Raw genomic sequence first — 21,997 nt, 5'->3', positions numbered from 1 at the left:
TGACACACCACGGGCCCGGCGGTCGTGCCGCCGGGCCCGTGGTGAAACACCTGGGCGCGGTTACTGAGCGGGGCCCTCGACGGCCTCGGAGGTCAGCAGACCCGCGTTGATCTCGCGCAGCGCGATCGACAGCGGCTTCTCGTGCACGTGGGTGTCCACGAGCGGACCGACGTACTCGAGCAGGCCCTCGCCGAGCTGCGAGTAGTAGGCGTTGATCTGACGGGCACGCTTGGCCGCGTAGATCACGAGGCTGTACTTCGAGTCGGTTGCCTCGAGCAGCTCGTCGATCGGCGGGTTGATGATGCCCTCGGGCGTGGTGATGGAAGAGGACACGCTCTACCTTCCGATTGGGTGCAAAAAGATCAGACTACAGCCATCAAGGCTAGCAGCTCGCGCGCGACGTCCTCGACGGAGGTGTTCACCAGGGTGGTGTCGAACTCCGGCTCGGCCGCCAGCTCGACCCGCGCGGCCTCCAGCCGGCGCTCGATGACCTCGGGGGCCTCAGTGCCCCGGCCGGTGAGCCGGCGGACCAGCTCGTCCCAGCTCGGCGGCGCCAGGAAGACCAGCTGCGCCTCGGGCATCGACTCCCGGACCTGGCGGGCGCCCTGCAGGTCGATCTCCAGCAGGACCGGCTCGCCGGCCTCCAGGCGCTCCAGCACCGCCTGGCGCGGCGTGCCGTACCGGTTCCCCGCGAACTCGGCCCACTCCAGTAGTTCGCCGTTGGCGACGAGCTTGTCGAACTCGTCGTTCTCGACGAAGTAGTAGTGCACCCCGTGCTTCTCACCGGGGCGGGGCTTGCGGGTGGTGGCCGAGACGGAGAGCCACACCTCGGGGTGGACTGTGCGCATATGAGCGACGACCGTGCTCTTGCCGACCCCCGAGGGGCCGGAGAGCACGGTCAGCCGCGGACGTTCACTCATGGAGCGATTATCCCGGTTCCCGGAGGGTGCTGGGAACGTCAGGCAGCAGGGCTGCCGAACTCGCGCTCCAGGGATGCGATCTGGTTGGAGCCGAGCCCACGGACCCGGCGGCTCTCGGAGATGCCGAGCCGCTCCATGATCTGCTTGGCGCGGACCTTGCCCACGCCGGGCAGGGACTCCAGGAGGGCGGAGACCTTCATCTTGCCGATGACGTCGTTCTCCTGGCCCTGCTTGATGACCTCGTGCAGCGAGGCGCCGGAGTGCTTGAGCCGATTCTTGACCTCGGCGCGCTCCCGGCGAGCCGCGGCGGCCTTCTCGAGCGCGGCAGCGCGCTGTTCAGGGGTAAGGGGCGGAAGAGCCACGCCTACGTCACCTCGGAAGTAGAACTGTCGGATACGGACCGGTGTGGAACCTAGTCGCCCCCCACCTGCAGGGGCAACGTGAAACGCGCAGCTTGCGCGCTCTCGACGGAGACTAGCGGCCCCAGCGGCGTCAGTCAGCGCAAACAAGAAGAAAAGTCCTGGTCAGCGTCAACCGACCAGGACTTTTCGGACAAATCTGCGCAGGTTTCCGGACGTCTTGACCGCTACTTGACGACTTCGGCGAGCTGTGCGGCCTCGCGTTCCGCCGCTTCACGCAGTGCGGAGACCGATGGTCCGAGCTTCAGTACGCCCCGGCTGACGCTCGGCACGACGTTGCGCACGGCCTCCCCGAAGACCCGCGGAAGGTCGGCCGCCGTCGCGCCCTGGGCCCCGATGCCGGGGGCGAGCAGCGGGCCGTTCACAGCGAGGTCCACACCCGCCTGGTCGAGCGTCGCGCCGACGACCGCGCCGACCGATCCGAGCGGCAGGTCGCCCTCGTTCTCCGCCGCGATGTGGTTCAGCATCACCTGCGCGAGGGACGCGCCGCTCGCCGTGGTTGACCGCTGCACCTCCGCGCCCTCCGGATTGGAGGTCAGGGCGAGCACGAAGACGCCGCTGCCGCTCGCCCGGGCGGCGTCCAGGGCAGGACGCAGCGAGCCGAACCCCAGGTACGGGCTGACGGTGACCGCGTCCGAGAACAGCGACGAGGCGGGGTCCAGGTAGGTGGCCGCGTACGCGGCCATGGTGGAGCCGATGTCGCCGCGCTTGGCGTCCATCAGCACCAGGGCACCGGCCGCGCGGGCCTCGGCGACGGCCGTCTCCAGGACGGCGATGCCGCGCGAGCCGAAGCGCTCGAAGAAGGCGCTCTGCGGCTTGAGGACGGCGACCCGGTCGGCCAGCGCCTCCACCACGGTGCGGGTGAAGCGCTCCAGTCCGGCGACGTCGTCCTGCAGGCCCCAGTCGGAGAGCAGGGAGGAGTGCGGGTCGATGCCGACGCAGAGCGGTCCACGGGTGTCCATGGCGCGGCGCAACCGGGCGCCGAAGGGCTCGGGGTTCATCGCGGGGTGGCTTCCTTCCGGGTCTCTGCGCCGACGGCGTCGGCGAGGGTGGCGTACGGGCTGGCCTGCAGCAGCCCCGCGAGGTCCCGGTGGATCGTGCGGCACCAGAAGGGACCTCGGTAGACGAAGGCGCTGTAGCCCTGCACGAGGGTGGCGCCGGCCAGGATGCGCTGCCAGACGTCCTCCGCGCTCTCGACCCCGCCCACGCCGACGAGGGTGATGCGGTCGCCGACGCGGGCGTACAGGCGGCGCAGCACCTCCAGGGAGCGTTCCTTGAGGGGGGCGCCGGACAGCCCGCCGGTCTCCTTGACCAGCGAGGCGTCCGAGCGCAGGCCGAGGCCGTCGCGGGCGATGGTGGTGTTGGTGGCGATGATGCCGTCCAGGCCGATGTCGAGGGCCAGGTCGGCGACGGCGTCCACGTCCTCGTCGGCGAGGTCGGGGGCGATCTTGACCAGCAGGGGGACGCGGCGATCGGTCACGGTGCGGTCGGCGGCCTCACGGACGGCGCTGAGCAGCGGCCGGAGGTGGTCGACGGCCTGCAGGTTCCGCAGTCCGGGGGTGTTGGGCGAGGAGACGTTGACGACGAGGTAGTCCGCGTGCCCGGCGAGCCGCTCGGTGGAGGTGACGTAGTCGGCGACCGCCTCCTCCTCCGGGACGACCTTGGTCTTGCCGATGTTGACGCCGACCGTGGTCGGGAAGACCGCCTTGCGGGCGGCCAGGCGCGCGGCGACGGCGGCAGAGCCCTCGTTGTTGAAGCCCATGCGGTTGATCAGGGCGCGGTCGGCGACCAGGCGGAACAGCCGCTGCCTGGGGTTGCCCGGCTGCGGCTGGGCGGTGACGGTGCCGATCTCGACGTGGTCGAAGCCGAGCATGGTGAGCCCGTCGATACCGACGGCGTTCTTGTCGAAGCCGGCCGCCAGCCCGAAGGGGCCGTGCATCCGGCGGCCCAGCGCCTCGGTGCGCAGCGCGGGGTGCCGCGGCGCGAGCAGCGCGGCGGCGAAGGTGCGCAAGCCGGGGATCCGGGCGGCGAGCCGGATCCACCCGAAGGCGAGGTGGTGGGCCTGCTCGGGGTCGAGGCGCTTGAAGAACAGGTTGAACAGGAGGGAGTACATGCGAAGCCTTCCACGGCGGGCTGGGGGTCCCCCCGTGCCGCGGGCCACGGGGGCAGGGCGCGGGGGCTCGTGGAGAGGGGGACACCGGATCGGTGTCCCCCTCCCGGGCCTACGCCTCGCGGGCGGCGGTCAGGTGCTCCGCGTGTTCCTGGAGGGAGCGGACCCCGACGTCGCCCCGGTTGAGCGCGTCGACGCCCTGGACGGCGGCGGCAAGCGCCTGCACCGTCGTCAGGCACGGGACGCCGCGGGCGACGGCCGCGGTGCGGATGTCGTAGCCGTCGAGGCGGCCGCCGGTGCCGAACGGGGTGTTGACGATGAGGTCGATGGCGCCCTCGTGGATGAGCTCGATGATGGTCGGCTCGCCGTTGGGGCCGGTGCCCTCGCTCTTCTTGCGCACCACGGTGGCCTCGATGCCGTTGCGCTTGAGCACCTCGGCGGTGCCGGAGGTGGCCAGCAGCTCGAAGCCGTGCTCGACCAGCGCCCGGGCCGGGAAGATCAGCGCGCGCTTGTCGCGGTTGGCGACCGAGACGAAGGCGCGGCCCTTGGTCGGCAGCGCACCGTAGGCGGCGGCCTGCGACTTGGCGTACGCCGTGCCGAAGACCGAGTCGATGCCCATGACCTCGCCGGTGGAGCGCATCTCCGGGCCGAGGATGGTGTCGACGCCCCGGCCGTGCACGTCGCGGAAGCGGCTCCAGGGCAGCACGGCCTCCTTGACGGAGATGGGCGCGTCCAGCGGCAGGGTGCCGCCGTCGCCGTGGGCCGGGAGGAGGCCCTCGGCGCGCAGCTCGGCGATGGTGGCGCCGAGCGAGATGCGGGCGGCCGCCTTGGCCAGCGGGACCGCCGTCGCCTTGGAGGTGAAGGGGACGGTGCGGGAGGCGCGCGGGTTGGCCTCCAGCACGTAGAGGATGTCCCCGGCCAGGGCGAACTGGATGTTGATCAGGCCCTGGACGCCGACGCCCTTGGCGATGGCCTCGGTGGAGGCGCGCAGCCGCTTGACGTCGTGGCCGCCGAGGGTGATCGGGGGCAGGGCGCACGCGGAGTCGCCGGAGTGGATGCCGGCCTCCTCGATGTGCTCCATGACGCCGCCGAGGTAGAGCTCGTGGCCGTCGTAGAGCGCGTCGACGTCGATCTCGATGGCGTCGTCGAGGAAGCGGTCGACCAGCACCGGGCGGTCCGGGCCGATCTCGGTGGACTCGGCGATGTACGAGGCGAGGCGGGTCTCGTCGTAGACGATCTCCATGCCGCGGCCGCCGAGCACGTACGAGGGCCGCACCAGGACCGGGTAGCCGATCTCGTCGGCGATGGCCTTGGCCTCCTCGAAGGTGGTGGCGGTGCCGTGCTTGGGGGCGGGCAGGCCCGCCCGGTCCAGGACGCGGCCGAAGGCGCCGCGGTCCTCGGCGAGGTGGATGGCCTCGGGCGAGGTGCCGACGACCGGCACGCCGTTGTCCTTCAGGGCCTGGGCCAGGCCGAGCGGGGTCTGGCCGCCGAGCTGGACGATGACGCCCGCGACGGGGCCGGCCTGCTGCTCGGCGTGGACGATCTCCAGCACGTCCTCCAGGGTGAGCGGCTCGAAGTAGAGCCGGTCGGAGGTGTCGTAGTCGGTGGAGACGGTCTCGGGGTTGCAGTTGACCATGACGGTCTCGTAGCCCGCGTCGCTCAGCGCGAAGGAGGCGTGGACGCACGAGTAGTCGAACTCGATGCCCTGGCCGATGCGATTGGGACCGGACCCCAGGATGATCACCGCGGGCTTCTCGCGCGGCGCGACCTCGCTCTCCTCGTCGTAGGACGAGTAGAAGTACGGGGTGCGGGCGGCGAACTCGGCGGCGCAGGTGTCGACCGTCTTGTAGACCGGCCGGACGCCCAGCGCGTGCCGGACCTCGCGGACGACGTCCTCGCGCAGGCCCCGGATCGCGGCGAGCTGCACGTCGGAGAAGCCGTACCGCTTGGCCTCGGCGAGCAGCTCGGGGGCGAGCTTGTCGGCAGCCGCGAGCTCGTCGGCGATCTCCTTGATCAGGAAGAGCTGGTCCACGAACCAGGGGTCGATCTTCGTGGCGTCGAAGACCTCCTGCGGGGTGGCGCCGGCCCGGATCGCCTGCATGACGGTGTTGATCCGGCCGTCGGTGGGGCGCCGGGCGGCGAGCAGCAGCTCGCCCTTGTCACCCGGGTCGCCTGTGAAGGCGAACTGGCTGCCCTTCTTCTCCAGGGAGCGCAGCGCCTTCTGCAGCGCCTCGGGGAAGTTGCGGCCGATGGCCATGGCCTCGCCGACCGATTTCATGGTGGTGGTGAGGGTGGCGTCGGCGACGGGGAACTTCTCGAAGGCGAAGCGCGGCACCTTGACGACGACGTAGTCGAGCGTCGGCTCGAAGGAGGCCGGGGTCTGCTCGGTGATGTCGTTGGGGATCTCGTCGAGGGTGTAGCCGACGGCGAGCTTGGCGGCGATCTTGGCGATCGGGAAGCCGGTCGCCTTGGAGGCGAGCGCCGAGGAGCGGGAGACCCGCGGGTTCATCTCGATGACGATGACCCGGCCGTCCTCGGGGTTGACGGCGAACTGGATGTTGCAGCCGCCGGTGTCGACGCCGACCTCGCGGATGACGGCGATGCCGACGTCGCGCAGGATCTGGTACTCGCGGTCGGTCAGCGTCATCGCGGGCGCGACGGTGATGGAGTCACCGGTGTGCACGCCCATGGGGTCGAAGTTCTCGATGGAGCAGACGACCACGACGTTGTCGTGCTTGTCGCGCATCAGCTCCAGCTCGTACTCCTTCCAGCCGAGGATGGACTCCTCCAGGAGCACCTCGGTGGTCGGGGAGAGCGTCAGGCCCTGGCCGGCGATGCGGCGCAGCTCCTCCTCGTCGTGGGCGAAGCCGGAGCCGGCGCCGCCCATGGTGAAGGAGGGACGGACGACGACGGGGTAGCCGCCGAGGGTGTCGACGCCGGCGAGGACGTCGTCCATGGTGTGGCAGATGACCGACCGGGCGGACTCGCCGTGGCCGATCTTGGCGCGGACGGCCGCGACGACGTCCTTGAACAGGTCGCGGTCCTCGCCCTTGTTGATGGCCTCGACGTTGGCGCCGATCAGCTCGACCCCGTACTTGTCGAGGACGCCCGCCTTGTGGAGCGAGATCGCGGTGTTGAGCGCGGTCTGGCCGCCCAGGGTGGGCAGGAGCGCGTCGGGGCGCTCCTTGGCGATGATCTTCTCGACGAACTCGGGGGTGATCGGCTCGACGTAGGTGGCGTCGGCGATCTCCGGGTCGGTCATGATCGTGGCCGGGTTGGAGTTGACCAGGATCACGCGCAGGCCCTCGGCGCGCAGGACGCGGCAGGCCTGGGTGCCGGAGTAGTCGAACTCGGCGGCCTGGCCGATGACGATCGGGCCGGAGCCGATGACCAGGACGGACTGGATATCGGTGCGCTTAGGCACGCTGGCCCTCCATGAGCTTCACGAAGCGGTCGAACAGGTACGCGGCGTCGTGCGGACCCGCGGCGGCCTCGGGGTGGTACTGGACGCTGAAGGCGGGGGTGTCGAGCAGCCGCAGGCCCTCGACCACGTTGTCGTTGAGGCACACGTGGGAGACCTCGACCCGCCCGTACGCGGTGTCGCTGACCTGGTCGAGCGGCGCGTCCACGGCGAAGCCGTGGTTGTGGGCGGTGACCTCGACCTTGCCGGTGGAACGGTCCTGCACCGGCTGGTTGATGCCGCGGTGGCCGTACTTCAGCTTGTAGGTGCCGAAGCCGACGGCGCGGCCGAGCAGCTGGTTGCCGAAGCAGATGCCGAACAGCGGGGTCTTGCGCTCCAGGACGCCCTGGATGACGGTCAGGTCGGCGGTGGCCGGGTCGCCGGGGCCGTTGGAGAGGAACACGCCGTCGGGGTTGACCGCGTAGACCTCGTCCAGGGTGGCGCCGGCGGGCAGCACGTGCACCTCGATGCCGCGTTCGGCCATGCGCTGCGGGGTCATCCCCTTGATGCCGAGGTCGATCGCGGCGACGGTGAACTTCTTCTCGCCGACCGCCGGGACGACGTACGGCTCGTTGGTGGCGACCTCGGCCGACAGGTCGGCGCCCTTCATCTGGGGGCTGGCCTGGACCGCGGCCAGGAGCGCGGCCTCGTCGGTCTGCGCCTTGTCGCCGGAGAAGATGCCGACGCGCATCGCGCCGCGCTCGCGCAGGTGCCGGGTGAGGGCCCGGGTGTCGATGCCGCTGATGCCGACGACGCCCTGGCGGGTCAGCTCCTCGTCCAGGGTCCGACGGGAGCGCCAGTTGGACGGTACGCGGGCGGGGTCGCGGACGACGTAACCGGCCACCCAGATGCGGGAGGACTCCGGGTCCTCGTCGTTGACGCCGGTGTTGCCGACGTGCGGGGCGGTCATGACGACGACCTGGCGGTGGTACGACGGGTCCGTCAGGGTCTCCTGGTAGCCGGTCATGCCGGTGGAGAAGACGGCCTCGCCGAAGGTCTCCCCCACGGCCCCGTAGGCGCGGCCGCGGAAGGTGCGGCCGTCCTCCAGGACGAGTACGGCAGGGACCCTCGCGGGCCGCTGGGTGGAGGTCGTCATCGTGCGCCTTCCTGGTCGTGCGTGAGAGTGTTCAGGGCCTCGACCCACGCGGCGTGCTCGGCGGCGTGGTCCGAGCGGAAGCCGGAGTCGATCAGCCGGTCGCCGTGCGCCCAGGTGACCACCAGCAGGCCGCCCTCGGTGAGGACCTTGCCGGCGATGCCCTTGTCGAGGCGTGCGCCGCGCAGGTCCGCGGCCGGGACGAAGAAGCTCGGCGCGCCGGTGCGCCGGGCGTCCAGCCCCCGGTCGGTGAGGGTGAGCTCGACCCGGCTGCGCACGCCCAGGCCGTGGGCGACGATGCGGTCCAGCCACTGCCCGGCGGTGGTGCTGCCGTGGTAGCGGCCGCTCAGGGTGAGCCGGGGCTCGCCGGGCTCCTCGGGGGCGGTGGGGAGGGCGGGCAGGTCGCTCTGGAGGGTGCCGCGCCACTTCCAGCCCTGGCGCATCAGCCAGTAGACGAGGGCGATGAAGAGCAGCAGCCCGACGACCCAGCCGATGCGGGCCGACCAGTCGGTGACCTCGGCGGAGTGCTTCCCCTCCGCCGCGATGAGTACCAGAGGTGTCACGAGAGCTTCCCGTCCATGACCGTCGCCTTGCCCCGCAGGAAGGTGGCGAACACCTGGCCCGGCAGCTCCAGACCCTCGTACGGGGTGTTGCGGCTGCGGGAGGCGAAGCCCGCGGGATTCACCACACCACGGTATGCCGGATCGACCAGGGTGAGGTTCGCGGGCTCACCAGCCGAGACGGGCCGTCCGTGGCCGGAGAGCCGGCCGATCTCCGCGGGACGGAACGACATCCGGTCGGCGACGCCGGCCCAGTCGAGCAGGCCCGTGTCCACCATGGCGTGCTGGACGACCGACAGCGCGGTCTCCAGGCCGATCATGCCCATGGCCGCCGCGCCCCACTCGCAGTCCTTGTCCTCGTGCGGGTGCGGGGCGTGGTCGGTGGCGACGCAGTCGATCGTGCCGTCGGCGAGCGCCTCGCGCAGCGCCATGACGTCGGCCTCGGTGCGCAGCGGCGGGTTGACCTTGTAGACCGGGTTGTAGGTGCGCACCAGCTCGTCGGTGAGGAGCAGGTGGTGCGGGGTGACCTCGGCGGTGACGTCCCAGCCCTTGGACTTGGCCCAGCGGACGATCTCGACCGAGCCGGCCGTGGACAGGTGGCAGATGTGCACGCGGGAGCCGACGTGCGCGGCGAGCAGCACGTCACGGGCGATGATCGACTCCTCGGCGACGGCCGGCCAGCCGGTCAGACCCAGCTCGCCGGAGACGAGGCCCTCGTTCATCTGGGCGCCCTCGGTCAGCCGGGGCTCCTGGGCGTGCTGGGCGACGACGCCGTCGAAGGCCTTCACGTACTCCAGGGCGCGGCGCATCATCACGGCGTCGTCGACGCACTTGCCGTCGTCGGAGAAGACCCGCACACCGGCGGCGGAGTCGGCCATCGCGCCGAGCTCGGCGAGCTTCTTGCCCTCCAGGCCCACGGTGACGGCGCCGACCGGCTGGACGTCGCAGTAGCCGTGCTCGCGGCCGAGGCGCCAGACCTGCTCGACGACGCCGGCGGTGTCGGCGACGGGGAAGGTGTTGGCCATCGCGTGGACGGCGGTGTAGCCGCCCGCGGCGGCCGACCGCGTGCCGGTGAGGACGGTCTCGGAGTCCTCACGACCGGGCTCGCGCAGGTGCGTGTGGAGGTCGACCAGACCCGGCAGGAGGACCTTGCCCCCGGCCTCGACCACCGTGGCGCCCTCGGGGGCGGTCAGGTCCGGGCCGACCTCGGCGATGGTCTCGCCGTCGATCAGGACGTCCTGCGGCTCTCCGCCGAGGATCCTCGCGCCGCGGATCAGCGTCTTCGGGGTCGCGCTCATGCTTGGTTGTTCTCCTCGGTGCGGGCGGGGGCGGGGGCGGAGACGGCGGGCTCGGCGCCGCCGAGCAGCAGGTACAGGACGGCCATGCGGATGCTGACGCCGTTCTTCACCTGCTCGACCGCGGTGCAGCGCGGCGAGTCGGCGACCTCGGCGGTGATCTCCATGCCGCGGTTCATCGGGCCGGGGTGCATGACGACGGCGTGCTCGGGCAGCGCGGCCATGCGCAGGCCGTCGAGGCCGTAGCGGCGGGAGTACTCGCGCTCGGTGGGGAAGAAGGCGGCGTTCATGCGCTCGCGCTGGACGCGCAGCATCATGACGGCGTCGGACTTGGCGAGCACCGCGTCCAGGTCGTAGGAGACCTCGCAGGGCCAGTTCTCGACGCCGATCGGCAGCAGGGTGGGCGGCGCCACCAGGGTGACCTCGGCGCCGAGCGTGCCCAGCAGCAGCACGTTGGAGCGGGCCACCCGGCTGTGCAGCACGTCGCCGACGATGGTGATGCGGCGTCCCGCCAGGTCGCGGCCGGGGCCGGACAGGTGGCGGCGCATGGTGAAGGCGTCGAGCAGGGCCTGCGTGGGGTGCTCGTGGGTGCCGTCGCCGGCGTTGACGACGCTGCCGCCGATCCAGTTGGAGTACGCCAGCCGGTGCGGGGCGCCGGACATGTGGTGGCGGATGACGACGGCGTCGGCGCCCATGGCCTCCAGGGTGAGGGCGGTGTCCTTCAGGGACTCGCCCTTGGACACCGAGGAGCCCTTGGCGGAGAAGTTGATGACGTCGGCCGACAGGCGCTTGGCGGCGGCCTCGAAGGAGATGCGGGTGCGGGTCGAGTCCTCGAAGAAGAGGTTGACGACCGTGCGGCCGCGCAGGGTCGGCAGTTTCTTGATGGGGCGGTCGGCGACGCGGGCCATCTCCTCCGCCGTGTCGAGCACGAGGAGGGCGTCGTCACGGGTGAGGTCGGCGGCCGAGATCAGGTGGCGCTTCATCGGGTCACTCCGGAGGATGCGTGCGGGGGCGGACTGGGTGGCGGCACGCCACGTCTCCCGGGCAGGCCGGGGGCGGGGACGGGCGGGCGGGGCGCTGCCCCGGGAGCCGGGGCGGGCCCGCGCTACTCGTCCGCCGGGGAGCCGTCGCGTACGCCGAGCAGGACGCAGTCGCGCCCGTCCTCCTCGGTCAGGTGGACCTTGACGGTCTCGCGCAGCGAGGTGGGGATGTTCTTGCCGACGTAGTCGGCCCTGATGGGCAGCTCGCGGTGGCCGCGGTCGACCAGGACGGCCAGCTGCACGGCGCGGGGGCGGCCGATGTCGCCCAGCGCGTCGAGGGCGGCGCGGATCGTGCGGCCGGAGAAGAGCACGTCGTCGACGAGGACGACCAGCCGGCCGTCCACCCCGTCGGCCGGGATCTCGGTGCGGGCGAGCGCACGCGGCGGGCCGAGCCGCAGGTCGTCGCGGTACATGGTGATGTCGAGCGAGCCGACCGGGACCTTGCCGCCGGTGATGACGTCGAGCTTGTCGGCGAGCCTGCGGGCCAGATGGACCCCGCGGGTGGGGATGCCGAGGAGAACCACGTCGTCCGCGCCCTTGGCGCGTTCGACGATCTCGTGCGCGATGCGGGTCAGCACCCGCGCGATGTCCGGGGCCTCGAGGACGGGCCGGACCGGATCGGAACCGATGACGGTCATGGAAAAGGGACCTCCTTCCCCGCCTCACTGGACGGGCCTTAAAGGACGCCAAAACGTACGGGTCAACCGTATCAGGCACCCTGGCGTGCTCCCTGGCGGGGCCTGGCGGCCGCCTGGCGCGGCTCTCGGGGCGGGTCCGCCACCCGTACCACGATCGACTGCGGATCCCGGCCGAAAGGCCGGTGACCGGCCATTCCTCGCTCTTCCGGGGGACCGGTGTGGACCATTCGGCTTGACGGATTCCAATTACGCTGCGTAACCTCACAGTGAGTTACTGAGTTTCCGTCCGGGGAGCCATATGTCCAGCGATTACGCCAAGCAGCTCGGAGCGAAGCTCCGCGCCATCCGCACACAGCAGGGACTCTCCCTCCACGGTGTCGAGGAGAAGTCCCAGGGCCGCTGGAAGGCCGTGGTGGTCGGTTCCTACGAGCGCGGCGACCGCGCCGTGACCGTGCAGCGCCTCGCCGAACTCGCCGACTTCTACGGCGTTCCGGTCCAGGAGCTGCTGCCCGGTTCCGCGCCCGGCGGTGCCGCCGAGCCGCCGCCGAAGCTCGTCCTCGACCTCGAGCGACTGAGCCAGGTGCCGTCCGACAAGGCCGGTCCGCTGCAGCGCTACGCCGCGACCATCCAGAGCCAGCGCGGCGACTACAACGGCAAGGTGCTGTCGATCCGCCAGGACGACCTGCGCACCCTCGCCGTCATCTACGACCAGTCGCCCTCGGTCCTGACCGAGCAGCTGATCAGCTGGGGCGTCCTCGACGCGGACGCACGGCGCGCGGTGCAGCACGAGGAGGGCTGACGCCCTCGGGAAGCAGAAACGTCCCGCCCCTTGGGCGCGGCCGCCAGGCCGCGTCTGAGGGGCGGTTGTGTTTGCCGCCCCTTGGGCGCGGCCGCCAGGCCGCGTCTGAGGGGCGGTTGTGTTTGCCGCCCCGTCGCCCGCCCCGGCGCGGCGCGCCACGCGCCGGCCGGACACGCCACGGGCCCGGAACGCGCGGCGTTCCGGGCCCGGTGGGCGGTGTCGGGGGCTAGTCGTCCCGGAGGCTGGGCTTCAGCTCCTTGAGACGGGCCAGCAGGCCGTTCACGAACGAGGGCGACTCCTCCGTGGAGAACTCCTTGGCCAGCTGCACGGCCTCGTCCAGGACGACGGCGTCGGGGACGTCGTCCTCCCAGATCAGCTCGTAGGCGCCGAGCCGCAGGATGTTCCGGTCGGTCACCGGCATCCGGTCGAGGGTCCAGCCCACGGCGTGCTTCGACAGCAGTTCGTCGATGCGCCTCGCCCGTTCGGCGTAGCCCTCGATGAGCTGCATCGTGTATTCGCTGACCGGCGGCTGCCGGTCGTCGGTCCGGGCGAGCCTGATCCAGTCCGCCATGGCGGTCTTGGGGCTGACACCCCGCTGCTCCGCCTCGAAGAGGATCTGGAAGGCGCGCTTGCGGGCCTTGTTACGAGCGGCCACGGTTAGCTGGTCACCCGGCCGAGGTACTCACCCGAGCGGGTGTCGACCTTGATCTTCTCACCGGTGGTGATGAAGAGCGGGACGCCGATCTCGTAGCCGGTCTCCAGCTTGGCGGGCTTGGTGCCACCGGTGGAGCGGTCGCCCTGGACGCCGGGCTCGGTGTACTCGATGACCAGCTCGACGGCGGCCGGGAGCTCGATGTAGAGCGGGGAGCCCTCGTACATGGCGACGACGGCCTCGAAGCCCTCCAGGAGGAAGTGGGCGGCGTCGCCGACGACCTCGGGGGTGATGTAGACCTGGTCGTACGTGTCCATGTCCATGAACACGAAGCTCTCGCCGTCCTTGTAGGAGAACTGCATCCCGCGCTTGTCGACGTTGGCCGTCTCGACCTTCACGCCGGCGTTGAAGGTCTTGTCGACGACCTTTCCGGAGAGCACGTTCTTGAGCTTCGTACGGACGAAGGCGGGGCCCTTGCCGGGCTTGACGTGCTGGAACTCGACGACGGACCAGAGCTGGCCGCCGTCGAGCTTGAGCACGAGGCCGTTCTTGAGGTCGTTCGTGGTGGCCACGGTTGCGGAATCTCCTGCACTGCTGCTTCGGGGACCCGGAGCCGCGGCCGCCCTCTACAGGGCGAGCAGCTCCTTGGTCGTGATGGTGAGTAGCTCGGGCCCGCCGTCCGTCGGTGGACGCACGACGAGTGTGTCGTCGATGCGGACACCGCCACGGCCCGGGATGTGGACTCCCGGTTCGACGGTGACCGGCACGCAAGCGTCCAGTTTACCCATGGCCGAGGGGGACAACCGCGGGTCCTCGCCGATCTCCAGTCCGACGCCGTGTCCGGTGGACTCCCCCAGGGCCTCGCCGTGGCCGCCGGACTCCAGTACGTGGCGTGCCGCGTGGTCCACGTCGCGGCAGGCGGCGCCTGGTGCGAGGGCCTCACGACCGGCCCGCTGGGCCGCGAAGACCAGGTCGTACAGCTCGATCTGCCAGTCCGCGGGCGAGGTGCCGATGACGAAGGTGCGCCCCACCTCACAGCGGTAGCCGCGGTAGCAGGCGCCCAGGCACACGGTGAGGAAGTCGCCCTCCTCGACCCGCCGGTCGGTGGGCAGATGGCGCGCCGCGCCCGAATGGGGGCCGGTGCCCACGCAGGTGGGGAAGGCCGGGCCGTCGGCGCCGTGGTCGATGAGGCGGCGCTCCAGCTCCAGGGCGAGGTGGCGTTCGGTGCGGCCCACCAGGATCGACTCCAGGAGCTCGCTGAGCGCCTGGTCGGCGATCTCGGCGGCGATCCGCAGCGCGGAGATCTCCTGCTCGTCCTTGACCAGGCGGAGCTGCTCCACGGCCGAGCCGAGGTCGGAGAGGCGTACGCCCGGCGCGGCGCTGCCGACGGCGCGGTGCCGCGCGACGGTGAGGTGGTGCTCCTCGACCGCCAGGGCCTCCGCCTTGCGGTCCGCGGCCAGCGCGGCGGCGGTGACCGCCGGGTCGCCGTCGGGGCCGGACAGGACGACGGCCCGCACGTCGTCCGGGAGCCGGCCCTCGGCCAGGTCGCCGGACGGGTGGCGGTGGTGGACCAGCACGTCCTCGGGACCCGGCCCCACGAGCAGCACGGTCCCCGGCGGGGCGCAGCCCGTCAGGTAGCGGACGTTGGCGGGACGGGAGACGAGCGCCGCCGCCGATCCGGCCGCCGCGCAGCGGTCCCGGAGGCGTTCCCTGCGGGCAGCGTGCACCTCGGACATGTGGCGAGCGTACGTCGCGGGCCGCCGGTCGGCCTGTCGAGAGCCGCCGGGCGGTGACTACCAGGCGGCTACCAGGCGGGCGGGCCCTGGAGGCTGCGGGTGACGACGCCGTCGAGCGCGGCGGCGGCCGCGGCGACGTCGAGGTGGGAGTTGTCGATGATGGGCAGCCCCGAGCCGTACCAGCCGGCCATGCGCCCGTGGATGCGGGCGACCTCCTCGTCCGACAGGCGCCGGTTGCCGCTGCGCTGGGCGTTGCGGGCCAGCACGATGTCGAGGCCGGGGAGGAGGACGACGGGCAGCAGACCGGGCCCCACGTGCCGCTTCCAGCCGCCGAGGCCGACGACCGGGCGGTCGGGGAAGACCGCGTCGTCGATGATGCAGGAGATGCCGTTCGCCAGGAAGTTGCGGGCAGCGAAGCCGCAGGTGCGGCGGGCGAGGCGGTACTGCGCCTCGGAGTGGTCGTTCCAGCCGGACTGCGGGTCGGCGAAGCCGGAGCGGACCCACTCGCGGACGTCGTCCAGGCTGATGTGGGCGGTCGGTACGCCCCGGTGATCGGCCCAGTGCCGGGCGATGGTCGTCTTGCCCGCGCCGGCCGCGCCGATCAGCAGGACCGCGACGGGGCCGTGCGTGGTGCCCGTGAACGGCGCCCCGCCGCCGGCGGCGGGCTGCGGGGGCGGCGGGACCGGGTGCTGGACGGGGGCACCCTGGGCCATCGGGAAGTGGCCGGTGGTGCCGGGGGGCTGCGGCGGCGGCCCTGGCTGCCCGGCCTGCTGCCCACCGTGCGGCGGTGGCAGCGGCGCACCCACGGCATGCTGCATCGAGGCCACTCCGTCCGTACAAGAGCTTTCAGGTTCGACCGAACGGTACCGTCAACGGCCGCAGTTGTGTGAACGGCCGGGCAGCCCACGGGGTGCCCGGCCGTTCGGGATCCACCGTCCCGTGCGCGTGCGGGCCTACGCGGAGATCTCCGCGTAGGCGGCGAGGAGCACCCCGGGGTCGGGGGCCTCCAGGACGGTCGGCTTGGCGAGGCCGTCCAGCACGATGAAGCGCAGCCGGTCGGCGCGCGACTTCTTGTCCACCTTCATCGTCTCCAGCAGCCGCGGCCACTGGTCGCCGCGGTAGGTCAGCGGCAGGCCGACGGACCCCAGCACGGAACGGTGGCGGTCGGCGGTGGCGTCGTCCAGACGCCCGGCCAGGCGGCCGAGTTCGGCGGCGAACACCATGCCGATGGAGACCGCGGCGCCGTGCCGCCAGTTGTAGCGCTCGTTCTTCTCGATGGCGTGGCCGAGGGTGTGGCCGTAGTTGAGGATCTCGCGCAGGCCCGACTCCTTGAGGTCCGCGGAGACCACCTCGGCCTTGACGCGGATGGCGCGTTCGAGGAGCTCGGCGGTGTGCGGGCCCTCGGGGCCGCGGGCGGCGGCCGGGTCCTGCTCGATCAGGTCCAGGATCACGGGGTCGGCGATGAAGCCGGCCTTGATGATCTCGGCGAGACCGCTGACGTAGTCGTTGACCGGCAGCGACTCCAGCGCCGCGAGGTCGCAGAGCACCCCGGCGGGCGGGTGGAAGGCGCCGACGAGGTTCTTGCCCTCGGCGGTGTTGATGCCGGTCTTGCCGCCCACCGCGGCGTCCACCATGCCGAGTACGGTGGTCGGCACGGCGACCCAGCGGACCCCGCGCAGCCACGTCGCCGCGACGAACCCGGCGAGGTCGGTGGTGGCACCGCCGCCGACGCCGACGATGACATCCGTACGGGTGAATCCCGACTGCCCGAGCGCCCGCCAGCAGTACGCCGCGACCTCGGTGGTCTTGGCCTCCTCGGCGTTGGGCACCTGGATGGCGACGGCCTCGTAGCCCTGCTCCGCCAGGTCCTCGCGCAGCGCCTGGCCGGTGGCCTCCAGGGCCTCGGGGTGGATGACGGCGACCCGCACCGCCTTGTCGCCGATCAGGCCCGGCAACTCGCCGAGCAGCTGCCGGCCGACCAGCACCTCGTAGGGCTCGGTGCCCGCACTGCCCCCGACCTGGATGCGGATGGGGGCGTGGGCGGCGTGCTCCGTCATGCGTTCTTCAGCTCCAGTGCGTCCAGGACGGCGTCCGCGACGTCCTCGGGGGTCCGGCCCTCCGTGCTGACCACGGCGCGGGCGACCTCGGTGTACAGCGGGCGGCGGGCCTCCATCAGCTCGCGCCACTGCCGCCGCGGGTTGACGGCGAGCAGCGGGCGGGCGGTGTCGAGGCCGACGCGCTTGACCGCCTCGGCGACGTCCATGTCGAGGAAGACCACGGGCAGCCCGGCGAGCAGCTTGCGGGTGTCCTCGTCGAGGATCGAGCCGCCGCCGAGCGCGAGCACGCCCCGGTGCTCGGCGAGCGCGACGCGGACGGCCCCGGCCTCCAGCGCGCGGAAGTGCTCCTCGCCGTCCTCGACGAAGATGTCCGCGATCGGCCGGCCCTCGGCCTCGACGATGTCGGCGTCGGTGTCGCGGCAGGTCGTGCCCAGCCGCAGGGCGATCAGCTCGCCGACGGTGCTCTTGCCGACCCCCATCGGGCCGATCAGGACGACGACCGGGCCGCTCATCGGATCACCAGGTTGTCGAGGTAGCCGCGCACGTTGCGACGGGTCTCGGTGACGCTGTCGCCGCCGAACTTCTCCGCGACCGCGTCGGCCAGGACCAGGGCGACCATCGCCTCGGCGACGATGCCCGCGGCCGGGACGGCGCAGACGTCGGAACGCTGGTGGTGGGCCTGGGTGGCCTCGCCGGTGGTCACGTCCACGGTGGCCAGGGCACGCGGCACGGTGGCGATGGGCTTCATCGCGGCGCGCACCCGCAGCAGCTCGCCGGTGCTCAGGCCGCCCTCGGTGCCGCCGGAACGGCCCGTGGAGCGGCGGATGCCGTCCTGGGTGGCGACGATCTCGTCGTGTGCCTTGGAGCCGGGGACGCGGGCGAGTTCGAAGCCGTCGCCGACCTCGACGCCCTTGATGGCCTGGATGCCCATGAGGGCGGCGGCCAGCCGGGCGTCCAGCCGGCGGTCCCAGTGCACGTGACTGCCGAGGCCGACGGGCACGCCGTAGGCGAGCACCTCGACGACGCCGCCGAGCGTGTCGCCGTCCTTGTGGGCCTGGTCGATCTCGGCGACCATCCGCTTGCTCGCGTCCGCGTCGAGGCAGCGCACGGGGTCGGCGTCGAGCCTGTCGACGTCGGCGGGGGTGGGGTAGACCCCGTACGGGGCCTTGGCCGCGGCGAGCTCCACCACGTGGGAGACGATCTCGATGCCCGCCGTCTCCTTGAGGTAGGAGCGGGCCACGGCGCCGAGCGCGACCCGGGCCGCGGTCTCGCGGGCGGAGGCGCGCTCCAGGATCGGCCGGGCCTCGTCGAAGCCGTACTTCTGCATGCCCGCGAGGTCGGCGTGGCCGGGGCGCGGCCGGGTCAGCGGGGCGTTGCGCGCGAGCCCGGCGAGGACCTCGGGGTCCACCGGATCGGCCGCCATGACCTGCTCCCACTTGGGCCACTCGGTGTTCCCCACCATGATCGCGACCGGGGAGCCCATGGTGAGCCCGTGGCGCACGCCGCCGAGGAAGGTGATCTGGTCCTGCTCGAACTTCATACGGGCACCGCGGCCATAGCCGAGCCGCCGCCGCGCGAGGTGGTCCGCCACCATCTCGGTGGTGATCGGCACACCGGAGGGCAAGCCCTCCAGCGTCGCGACGAGTGCGGGGCCGTGCGACTCCCCCGCGGTCAGCCAGCGCAACCTGCTCAACGGTGCTCGCTCCTTCATCATCGCCCGGACCGCGGCGAGGCGGACCGGACCATCCGTGCGTAAACCGATCCTTTCACGTCCGGCGGCGAGGGCGGGGCGCGGTCCGCTGGGCGGACAGCGCCGTGGACACCTCCGGACCGGTCAGGGGTGGTGCAGCGCCGCCTCGCCGGCCGCCCGCATGGCCGCCAGGGGGGCCGGCTTGCAGCCGGTCATCAGCTCCACCTGCAGCGCCGCCTGGTGCACCAGCAGGTCGAGTCCGCCGACGACGGCCCCTCCCCGCTCCGCCCAGGCCGACGCCAGGGTGGTGGGCCAGGGGTCGTACAGGACGTCGAAGAGCGTGCCGGGCCGCTCCGGCACGGCGGCGGCGAGCGCGTCGGCGGTGCCGGCCGGCGTCGTGGAGATCACCAGGGGCGCGGCCAAGGCCTCGGCGGCGTCCTCCCAGGTGGCCGTCCGCACGGCCACGCCGAGGCGCTCGCCCCACTGCCGCATCTCGCCCGCGCGGGTGTCGCTGCGCACGTACGCGGTGACCTCGCCGTCGCAGATCTGCGCCAGCGCGGCCAGCGCGGACGAGGCGGTCGCCCCGGCGCCGAGCACGGCGGCGGAGCCGACGCGTCCGACGCCGCGCTCGCGCAGGGCCGCCACCATCCCGGGGATGTCGGTGTTGTCGCCCAGCCGGCGTCCGTCCTCGGTGAGCACCAGCGTGTTGACGGCCTCGACGGCCGAGGCGGTGTCGCTGACCTCGTCCAGCAGCGGGATGACCGCCCGCTTGAGCGGCATGGTCAGCGACAGCCCGGCCCAGCGTCCGCCGCCGGGCGGCTCGCCCAGCCGGGCCAGGAAACCGGGCAGCGCGGCCTCGTCGACCTCGAAGCGGTCGTACGTCCAGTCGGCCAGCCCCAGTTCCGCGTAGGCGGCGCGGTGCAGTACCGGGGAGAGGGAGTGCGTGATCGGCGATCCGAGGACCGCTGCCCTAGGCACGCACGGCCCCCCGCGGGCTCTTCGTCATGGGCTGGTCCCCTCGGCTGCGTGGTGTCCGTCGATCCGGGCCGCCCCTGTCCGGCCGGCGGCGGGGACGCCCGGTCGAGTCTAGGGCCTCAAGATCCGCCCGGTCCGGGCGGCGCTCGGGACGGCAGCGGGGCGCCGCACGGGGGACGTTCCCCGTGCGGCGCCCCGGCGGCGGCTCAGCCGTTGTGCTTCTTGTCGAACTCCCTGGCGAGCTTGTCGTGCTCCGCGAGTGTCTCCGTGAACTTGGTCGTGTGCCCGTCGAGGGAGATGAAGTAGTACCACTTGCCCGGTTCGGGATCCATGGCCGCGGCCAGCGCCTTCGCGCCGGGGTTGCCGATCGGCCCCGGCGGGAGCCCCCGGTAGTAGTACGTGTTGTAGGCGTCGTCGTAGGTACGGAGCTCCTTGAGCGAGAGGTTGATCTCGCTCTGGTTCTTCAGGTAGTTGTACGTCGAGTCGAACTCGAGCTTGCCGTTGGTCTCGGTGTTGGTCGGCTTGAGGCGGTTGTAGACGACCCGCGACATCTTCCGGAAGTCCTCGTCCGACTTGCCCTCGGCCTGCACCAGGCTGGCCAGGGTGACGACCTGCAGCGGTGACTCCAGCCCCAGCTTCTCGGCCTTCGCCTCCACGTCGTACTTGGTGTACTGCTTCTTGGCGTTGGTGACCATGCTGCGCAGCAGGTCGGCGGGCTTGGTGTCCTTGCCGACGCTGTAGCGGCTCGGCCAGAGGAAGCCCTCCAGCGGATCCTTGATGTCCTTGTTGTCGTCCGCCCAGTCGGGCAGCCCGAGCTTGCCGACCTGGTCCTCGGCGACCTTGGCGGTGGCGCCCTTGTCGAGCCCCAGTTTGGCGTCGATGATCGCGTAGATCTGCACGTCGCGCAGGCCCTCGGCGATGACCAGGACGTTCTGCGACTTCGGGTCGAGCATCATCGTGACGGCGCTGGACGCGGCCATCTCCTTGTGGAGGACGTAGACGCCCGCCTGGATGGAGTTGCCCTTCGGGTCCTTGCTGACGGCCGCCGTGAAGGCGTCGACGCTCTTGACCACGCCGGCCTTCTTGAGGATGTTGCCGATCTGGATGCCGCTCGCGCCCTGCGGTACCTCGACCTGGACCTCGCCGCTGCCCTGCCCCGCGAAGTCCGGGGGCGGGCCGAAGTTGCTCTGGTAGTAGCGGTAGCCGAACCAGCCGGCCCCGGCGATGCCGCCGCCGAGGACGACCAGCACGACCAGGCACGCCATGCCGGAGCGGCGCTTCTTGCCGCCCTGCCCGGTCTTGCCGCCCCTGCCCGCGCGGCCGCGCCGGTCGTTGCGGCCCGGCTGCGGCTCGTCGTCCTCGTCGTCGTCCGCGCCGGAGAAGAAGGAGTGGTCGTCGGCGGCGCCCACCTCGTCGTCCCAGAGCGGGGCTTCCTGCTCGGCCGGCCGGGGGCGCTGTGGCCGCTGCTGCGGTTGCGGCTGAGGCTGCTGTTGCTGAGGCTGCTGCTGGTACTGGGGCTGCTGTTCCGGGTAGCGCTGGTCGGGCCGCTGCGGGGGCGGGTAGCCGCCCTGCCCGTAGTAGTCGGGCTGCTGCTGGCCGCCGTACCCGTCCTGGCCGTAGCCGGCCGGGGCGCCCCAGGAGTCGTACTGCTGCTGCGGGTCGTACGCGTACTGCTGCTGCTGACCGGTGTCACCGTAGGGGTCCCAGCCGCCCTGCTGCGGGTACTGAGGGTGGTGCTGCTGCTGGTTCTGCGGGTGCTGGTGGTTCTGAGGGTGCTGATGTTGCTGGTGGTTCTGCGGGTGCTGATGTTGCTGCTGGTACTGGGAATACTGCTGTTGCTGCTGGTGCTGGTGTTGCTGCGGCTGCTGCTGTCCCCATTGGTCACCGAAGAGAGGGTCTTCGGGGTGCCATGCTTCGGAGCCCGGGCTCCGGCCATAGTCAGTCATCGATCCCCTACGGTTCGGTTCGCGAGGCGGCAGCCGGCCGGCGCTTGTGGCGCGGGCGGGAGGGTCCCGACCCGTCGGCACCCACGGATCGAGCTGTGGAGCCGCCGTGCTGCGCGGAACGTTACCGTACCGCGATCAGATAAACGGTTCGACGCTCTCGCCCGGCTCTTTACCAGACGCCCGTTCGGTCTCGAGGGCGCTCTGGAGGATGACCACGGCCGCCGCCTGGTCGACGACGGAACGTCCCTTCTTGGCCTTGACGCCCGATGCGCGCAGGCCCTGGGTGGCCGTGACGGTGGTCATCCGCTCGTCAACGAGGCGCACCGGAACGGGGGAGATGATCTTCGCCACATCCTGGGCGAACTCGCGGGCCTTGGCCGCGGCCGGCCCCTCCCGCCCGCTGAGCGAGCGGGGCAGGCCGACCAGGACCTCGATCGGCTCGTACTCCTCGATGATCTGCGCGATGCGACGGCGCGCGGCCGGGACGTCCCGGCCGGGCACCGTCTCGACGGGTGTGGCGATCAGCCCGTCGGGGTCGCACGAGGCGACCCCGATGCGGGCGTCCCCGACGTCGATCGCGATCCTGCGACCCCTGCGCATCGACGAC

The 21,997-nt window shown here is 71.9% G+C and carries 22 protein-coding genes; 1 reads left to right on the top strand and 21 read right to left on the bottom strand.

Going from position 1 to position 21,997, the window contains the following annotated elements:
* Window positions 1-60 precede the first annotated feature (60 nt).
* From rpoZ to pyrR, 11 genes are all read right to left on the bottom strand, one after another.
* Window positions 61-333: a DNA-directed RNA polymerase subunit omega gene (gene rpoZ, locus OG937_34525; protein WUD76444.1), complete on the bottom strand. Its 273-nt coding sequence runs from the start codon at window positions 331-333 to the stop codon at window positions 61-63.
* A gap of 29 nt (window positions 334-362) precedes the next feature.
* Entirely contained in the window at window positions 363-920 is a 558-nt protein-coding gene (gene gmk / locus OG937_34520; protein ID WUD76443.1) for a guanylate kinase, read from the bottom strand.
* Window positions 921-958: 38 nt separating this feature from the next.
* On the bottom strand, window positions 959-1,282 hold the full coding sequence (locus tag OG937_34515) for an integration host factor (GenBank protein ID WUD76442.1): 324 nt from the start codon (window positions 1,280-1,282) through the stop codon (window positions 959-961).
* Window positions 1,283-1,506: 224 nt separating this feature from the next.
* Window positions 1,507-2,340, bottom strand: a complete 834-nt coding sequence (pyrF, locus tag OG937_34510) for an orotidine-5'-phosphate decarboxylase (protein ID WUD76441.1) — start codon at window positions 2,338-2,340, stop codon at window positions 1,507-1,509.
* Window positions 2,337-3,452: a quinone-dependent dihydroorotate dehydrogenase gene (locus tag OG937_34505; GenBank protein ID WUD76440.1), complete on the bottom strand. Its 1,116-nt coding sequence runs from the start codon at window positions 3,450-3,452 to the stop codon at window positions 2,337-2,339. Before OG937_34505 ends, pyrF begins: the two co-directional genes overlap by 4 nt.
* Before the next feature lie 109 nt (window positions 3,453-3,561).
* Window positions 3,562-6,873 carry a carbamoyl-phosphate synthase large subunit gene (gene carB / locus OG937_34500; protein WUD76439.1) on the bottom strand — a complete coding sequence of 1,104 codons (3,312 nt, stop codon included), beginning with the start codon at window positions 6,871-6,873 and terminating at the stop codon, window positions 3,562-3,564.
* Window positions 6,866-8,005 (bottom strand): glutamine-hydrolyzing carbamoyl-phosphate synthase small subunit, encoded by a 1,140-nt coding sequence (gene carA / locus OG937_34495; protein WUD76438.1) that lies wholly within the window; start codon window positions 8,003-8,005, stop codon window positions 6,866-6,868. Before carA ends, carB begins: the two co-directional genes overlap by 8 nt.
* A complete protein-coding gene (locus OG937_34490; protein WUD76437.1) occupies window positions 8,002-8,565 on the bottom strand; it encodes a hypothetical protein in 564 nt (187 codons plus the stop codon). Before OG937_34490 ends, carA begins: the two co-directional genes overlap by 4 nt.
* On the bottom strand, window positions 8,562-9,860 hold the full coding sequence (locus OG937_34485; GenBank protein WUD76436.1) for a dihydroorotase: 1,299 nt from the start codon (window positions 9,858-9,860) through the stop codon (window positions 8,562-8,564). The genes OG937_34490 and OG937_34485 overlap by 4 nt, the downstream gene beginning before the upstream one ends.
* Window positions 9,857-10,840 (bottom strand): aspartate carbamoyltransferase catalytic subunit, encoded by a 984-nt coding sequence (locus OG937_34480; protein ID WUD76435.1) that lies wholly within the window; start codon window positions 10,838-10,840, stop codon window positions 9,857-9,859. Before OG937_34480 ends, OG937_34485 begins: the two co-directional genes overlap by 4 nt.
* Before the next feature lie 122 nt (window positions 10,841-10,962).
* Entirely contained in the window at window positions 10,963-11,535 is a 573-nt protein-coding gene (gene pyrR, locus OG937_34475; GenBank protein ID WUD76434.1) for a bifunctional pyr operon transcriptional regulator/uracil phosphoribosyltransferase PyrR, read from the bottom strand.
* Between the two features lie 298 nt (window positions 11,536-11,833).
* Between pyrR and OG937_34470 the strand changes: the two genes are divergently transcribed.
* The gene (locus tag OG937_34470; protein ID WUD76433.1) at window positions 11,834-12,334 is read left to right on the top strand and encodes a transcriptional regulator; all 501 of its coding nucleotides are present in this window, start codon (window positions 11,834-11,836) and stop codon (window positions 12,332-12,334) included.
* Window positions 12,335-12,560: 226 nt separating this feature from the next.
* On the opposite strand, the gene nusB is transcribed toward OG937_34470, so the two are convergent.
* The 10 genes from nusB to ruvX form a co-directional block, all read right to left on the bottom strand.
* Window positions 12,561-12,989, bottom strand: coding sequence for a transcription antitermination factor NusB (nusB, locus tag OG937_34465; protein ID WUD76432.1), 429 nt, complete (start codon window positions 12,987-12,989; stop codon window positions 12,561-12,563).
* A 2-nt stretch (window positions 12,990-12,991) separates the two neighbouring features.
* On the bottom strand, window positions 12,992-13,558 hold the full coding sequence (gene efp, locus OG937_34460; protein WUD76431.1) for an elongation factor P: 567 nt from the start codon (window positions 13,556-13,558) through the stop codon (window positions 12,992-12,994).
* Window positions 13,559-13,612: 54 nt separating this feature from the next.
* Complete coding sequence (locus OG937_34455) at window positions 13,613-14,722, bottom strand: aminopeptidase P family protein (GenBank protein ID WUD76430.1); 1,110 nt, start codon at window positions 14,720-14,722, stop codon at window positions 13,613-13,615.
* A 68-nt stretch (window positions 14,723-14,790) separates the two neighbouring features.
* Window positions 14,791-15,540, bottom strand: coding sequence for an ATP-binding protein (locus OG937_34450; GenBank protein ID WUD76429.1), 750 nt, complete (start codon window positions 15,538-15,540; stop codon window positions 14,791-14,793).
* Window positions 15,541-15,675: 135 nt separating this feature from the next.
* Window positions 15,676-16,779 (bottom strand): 3-dehydroquinate synthase, encoded by a 1,104-nt coding sequence (gene aroB / locus OG937_34445; GenBank protein WUD76428.1) that lies wholly within the window; start codon window positions 16,777-16,779, stop codon window positions 15,676-15,678.
* Window positions 16,776-17,291 carry a shikimate kinase gene (locus tag OG937_34440; GenBank protein ID WUD76427.1) on the bottom strand — a complete coding sequence of 172 codons (516 nt, stop codon included), beginning with the start codon at window positions 17,289-17,291 and terminating at the stop codon, window positions 16,776-16,778. Before OG937_34440 ends, aroB begins: the two co-directional genes overlap by 4 nt.
* Window positions 17,288-18,472, bottom strand: coding sequence for a chorismate synthase (gene aroC / locus OG937_34435; GenBank protein ID WUD76426.1), 1,185 nt, complete (start codon window positions 18,470-18,472; stop codon window positions 17,288-17,290). Before aroC ends, OG937_34440 begins: the two co-directional genes overlap by 4 nt.
* A 141-nt stretch (window positions 18,473-18,613) precedes the next feature.
* Window positions 18,614-19,447, bottom strand: coding sequence for a shikimate dehydrogenase (locus OG937_34430; protein WUD76425.1), 834 nt, complete (start codon window positions 19,445-19,447; stop codon window positions 18,614-18,616).
* A gap of 203 nt (window positions 19,448-19,650) precedes the next feature.
* Entirely contained in the window at window positions 19,651-21,390 is a 1,740-nt protein-coding gene (gene mltG / locus OG937_34425; GenBank protein WUD76424.1) for an endolytic transglycosylase MltG, read from the bottom strand.
* 135 nt (window positions 21,391-21,525) lie between these two features.
* The gene (gene ruvX, locus OG937_34420) at window positions 21,526-21,990 is read right to left on the bottom strand and encodes a Holliday junction resolvase RuvX (protein ID WUD76423.1); all 465 of its coding nucleotides are present in this window, start codon (window positions 21,988-21,990) and stop codon (window positions 21,526-21,528) included.
* Window positions 21,991-21,997 lie beyond the last annotated feature (7 nt).

Origin of the sequence: Streptomyces sp. NBC_00510, assembly GCA_036013505.1 — a bacterium.
In the GTDB taxonomy this organism is placed as follows: Bacteria; Actinomycetota; Actinomycetes; order Streptomycetales; family Streptomycetaceae; genus Actinacidiphila.
Note: the sequence above shows the minus strand (reverse complement) of the source record. Positions and strands in the feature narration are given on the sequence as shown.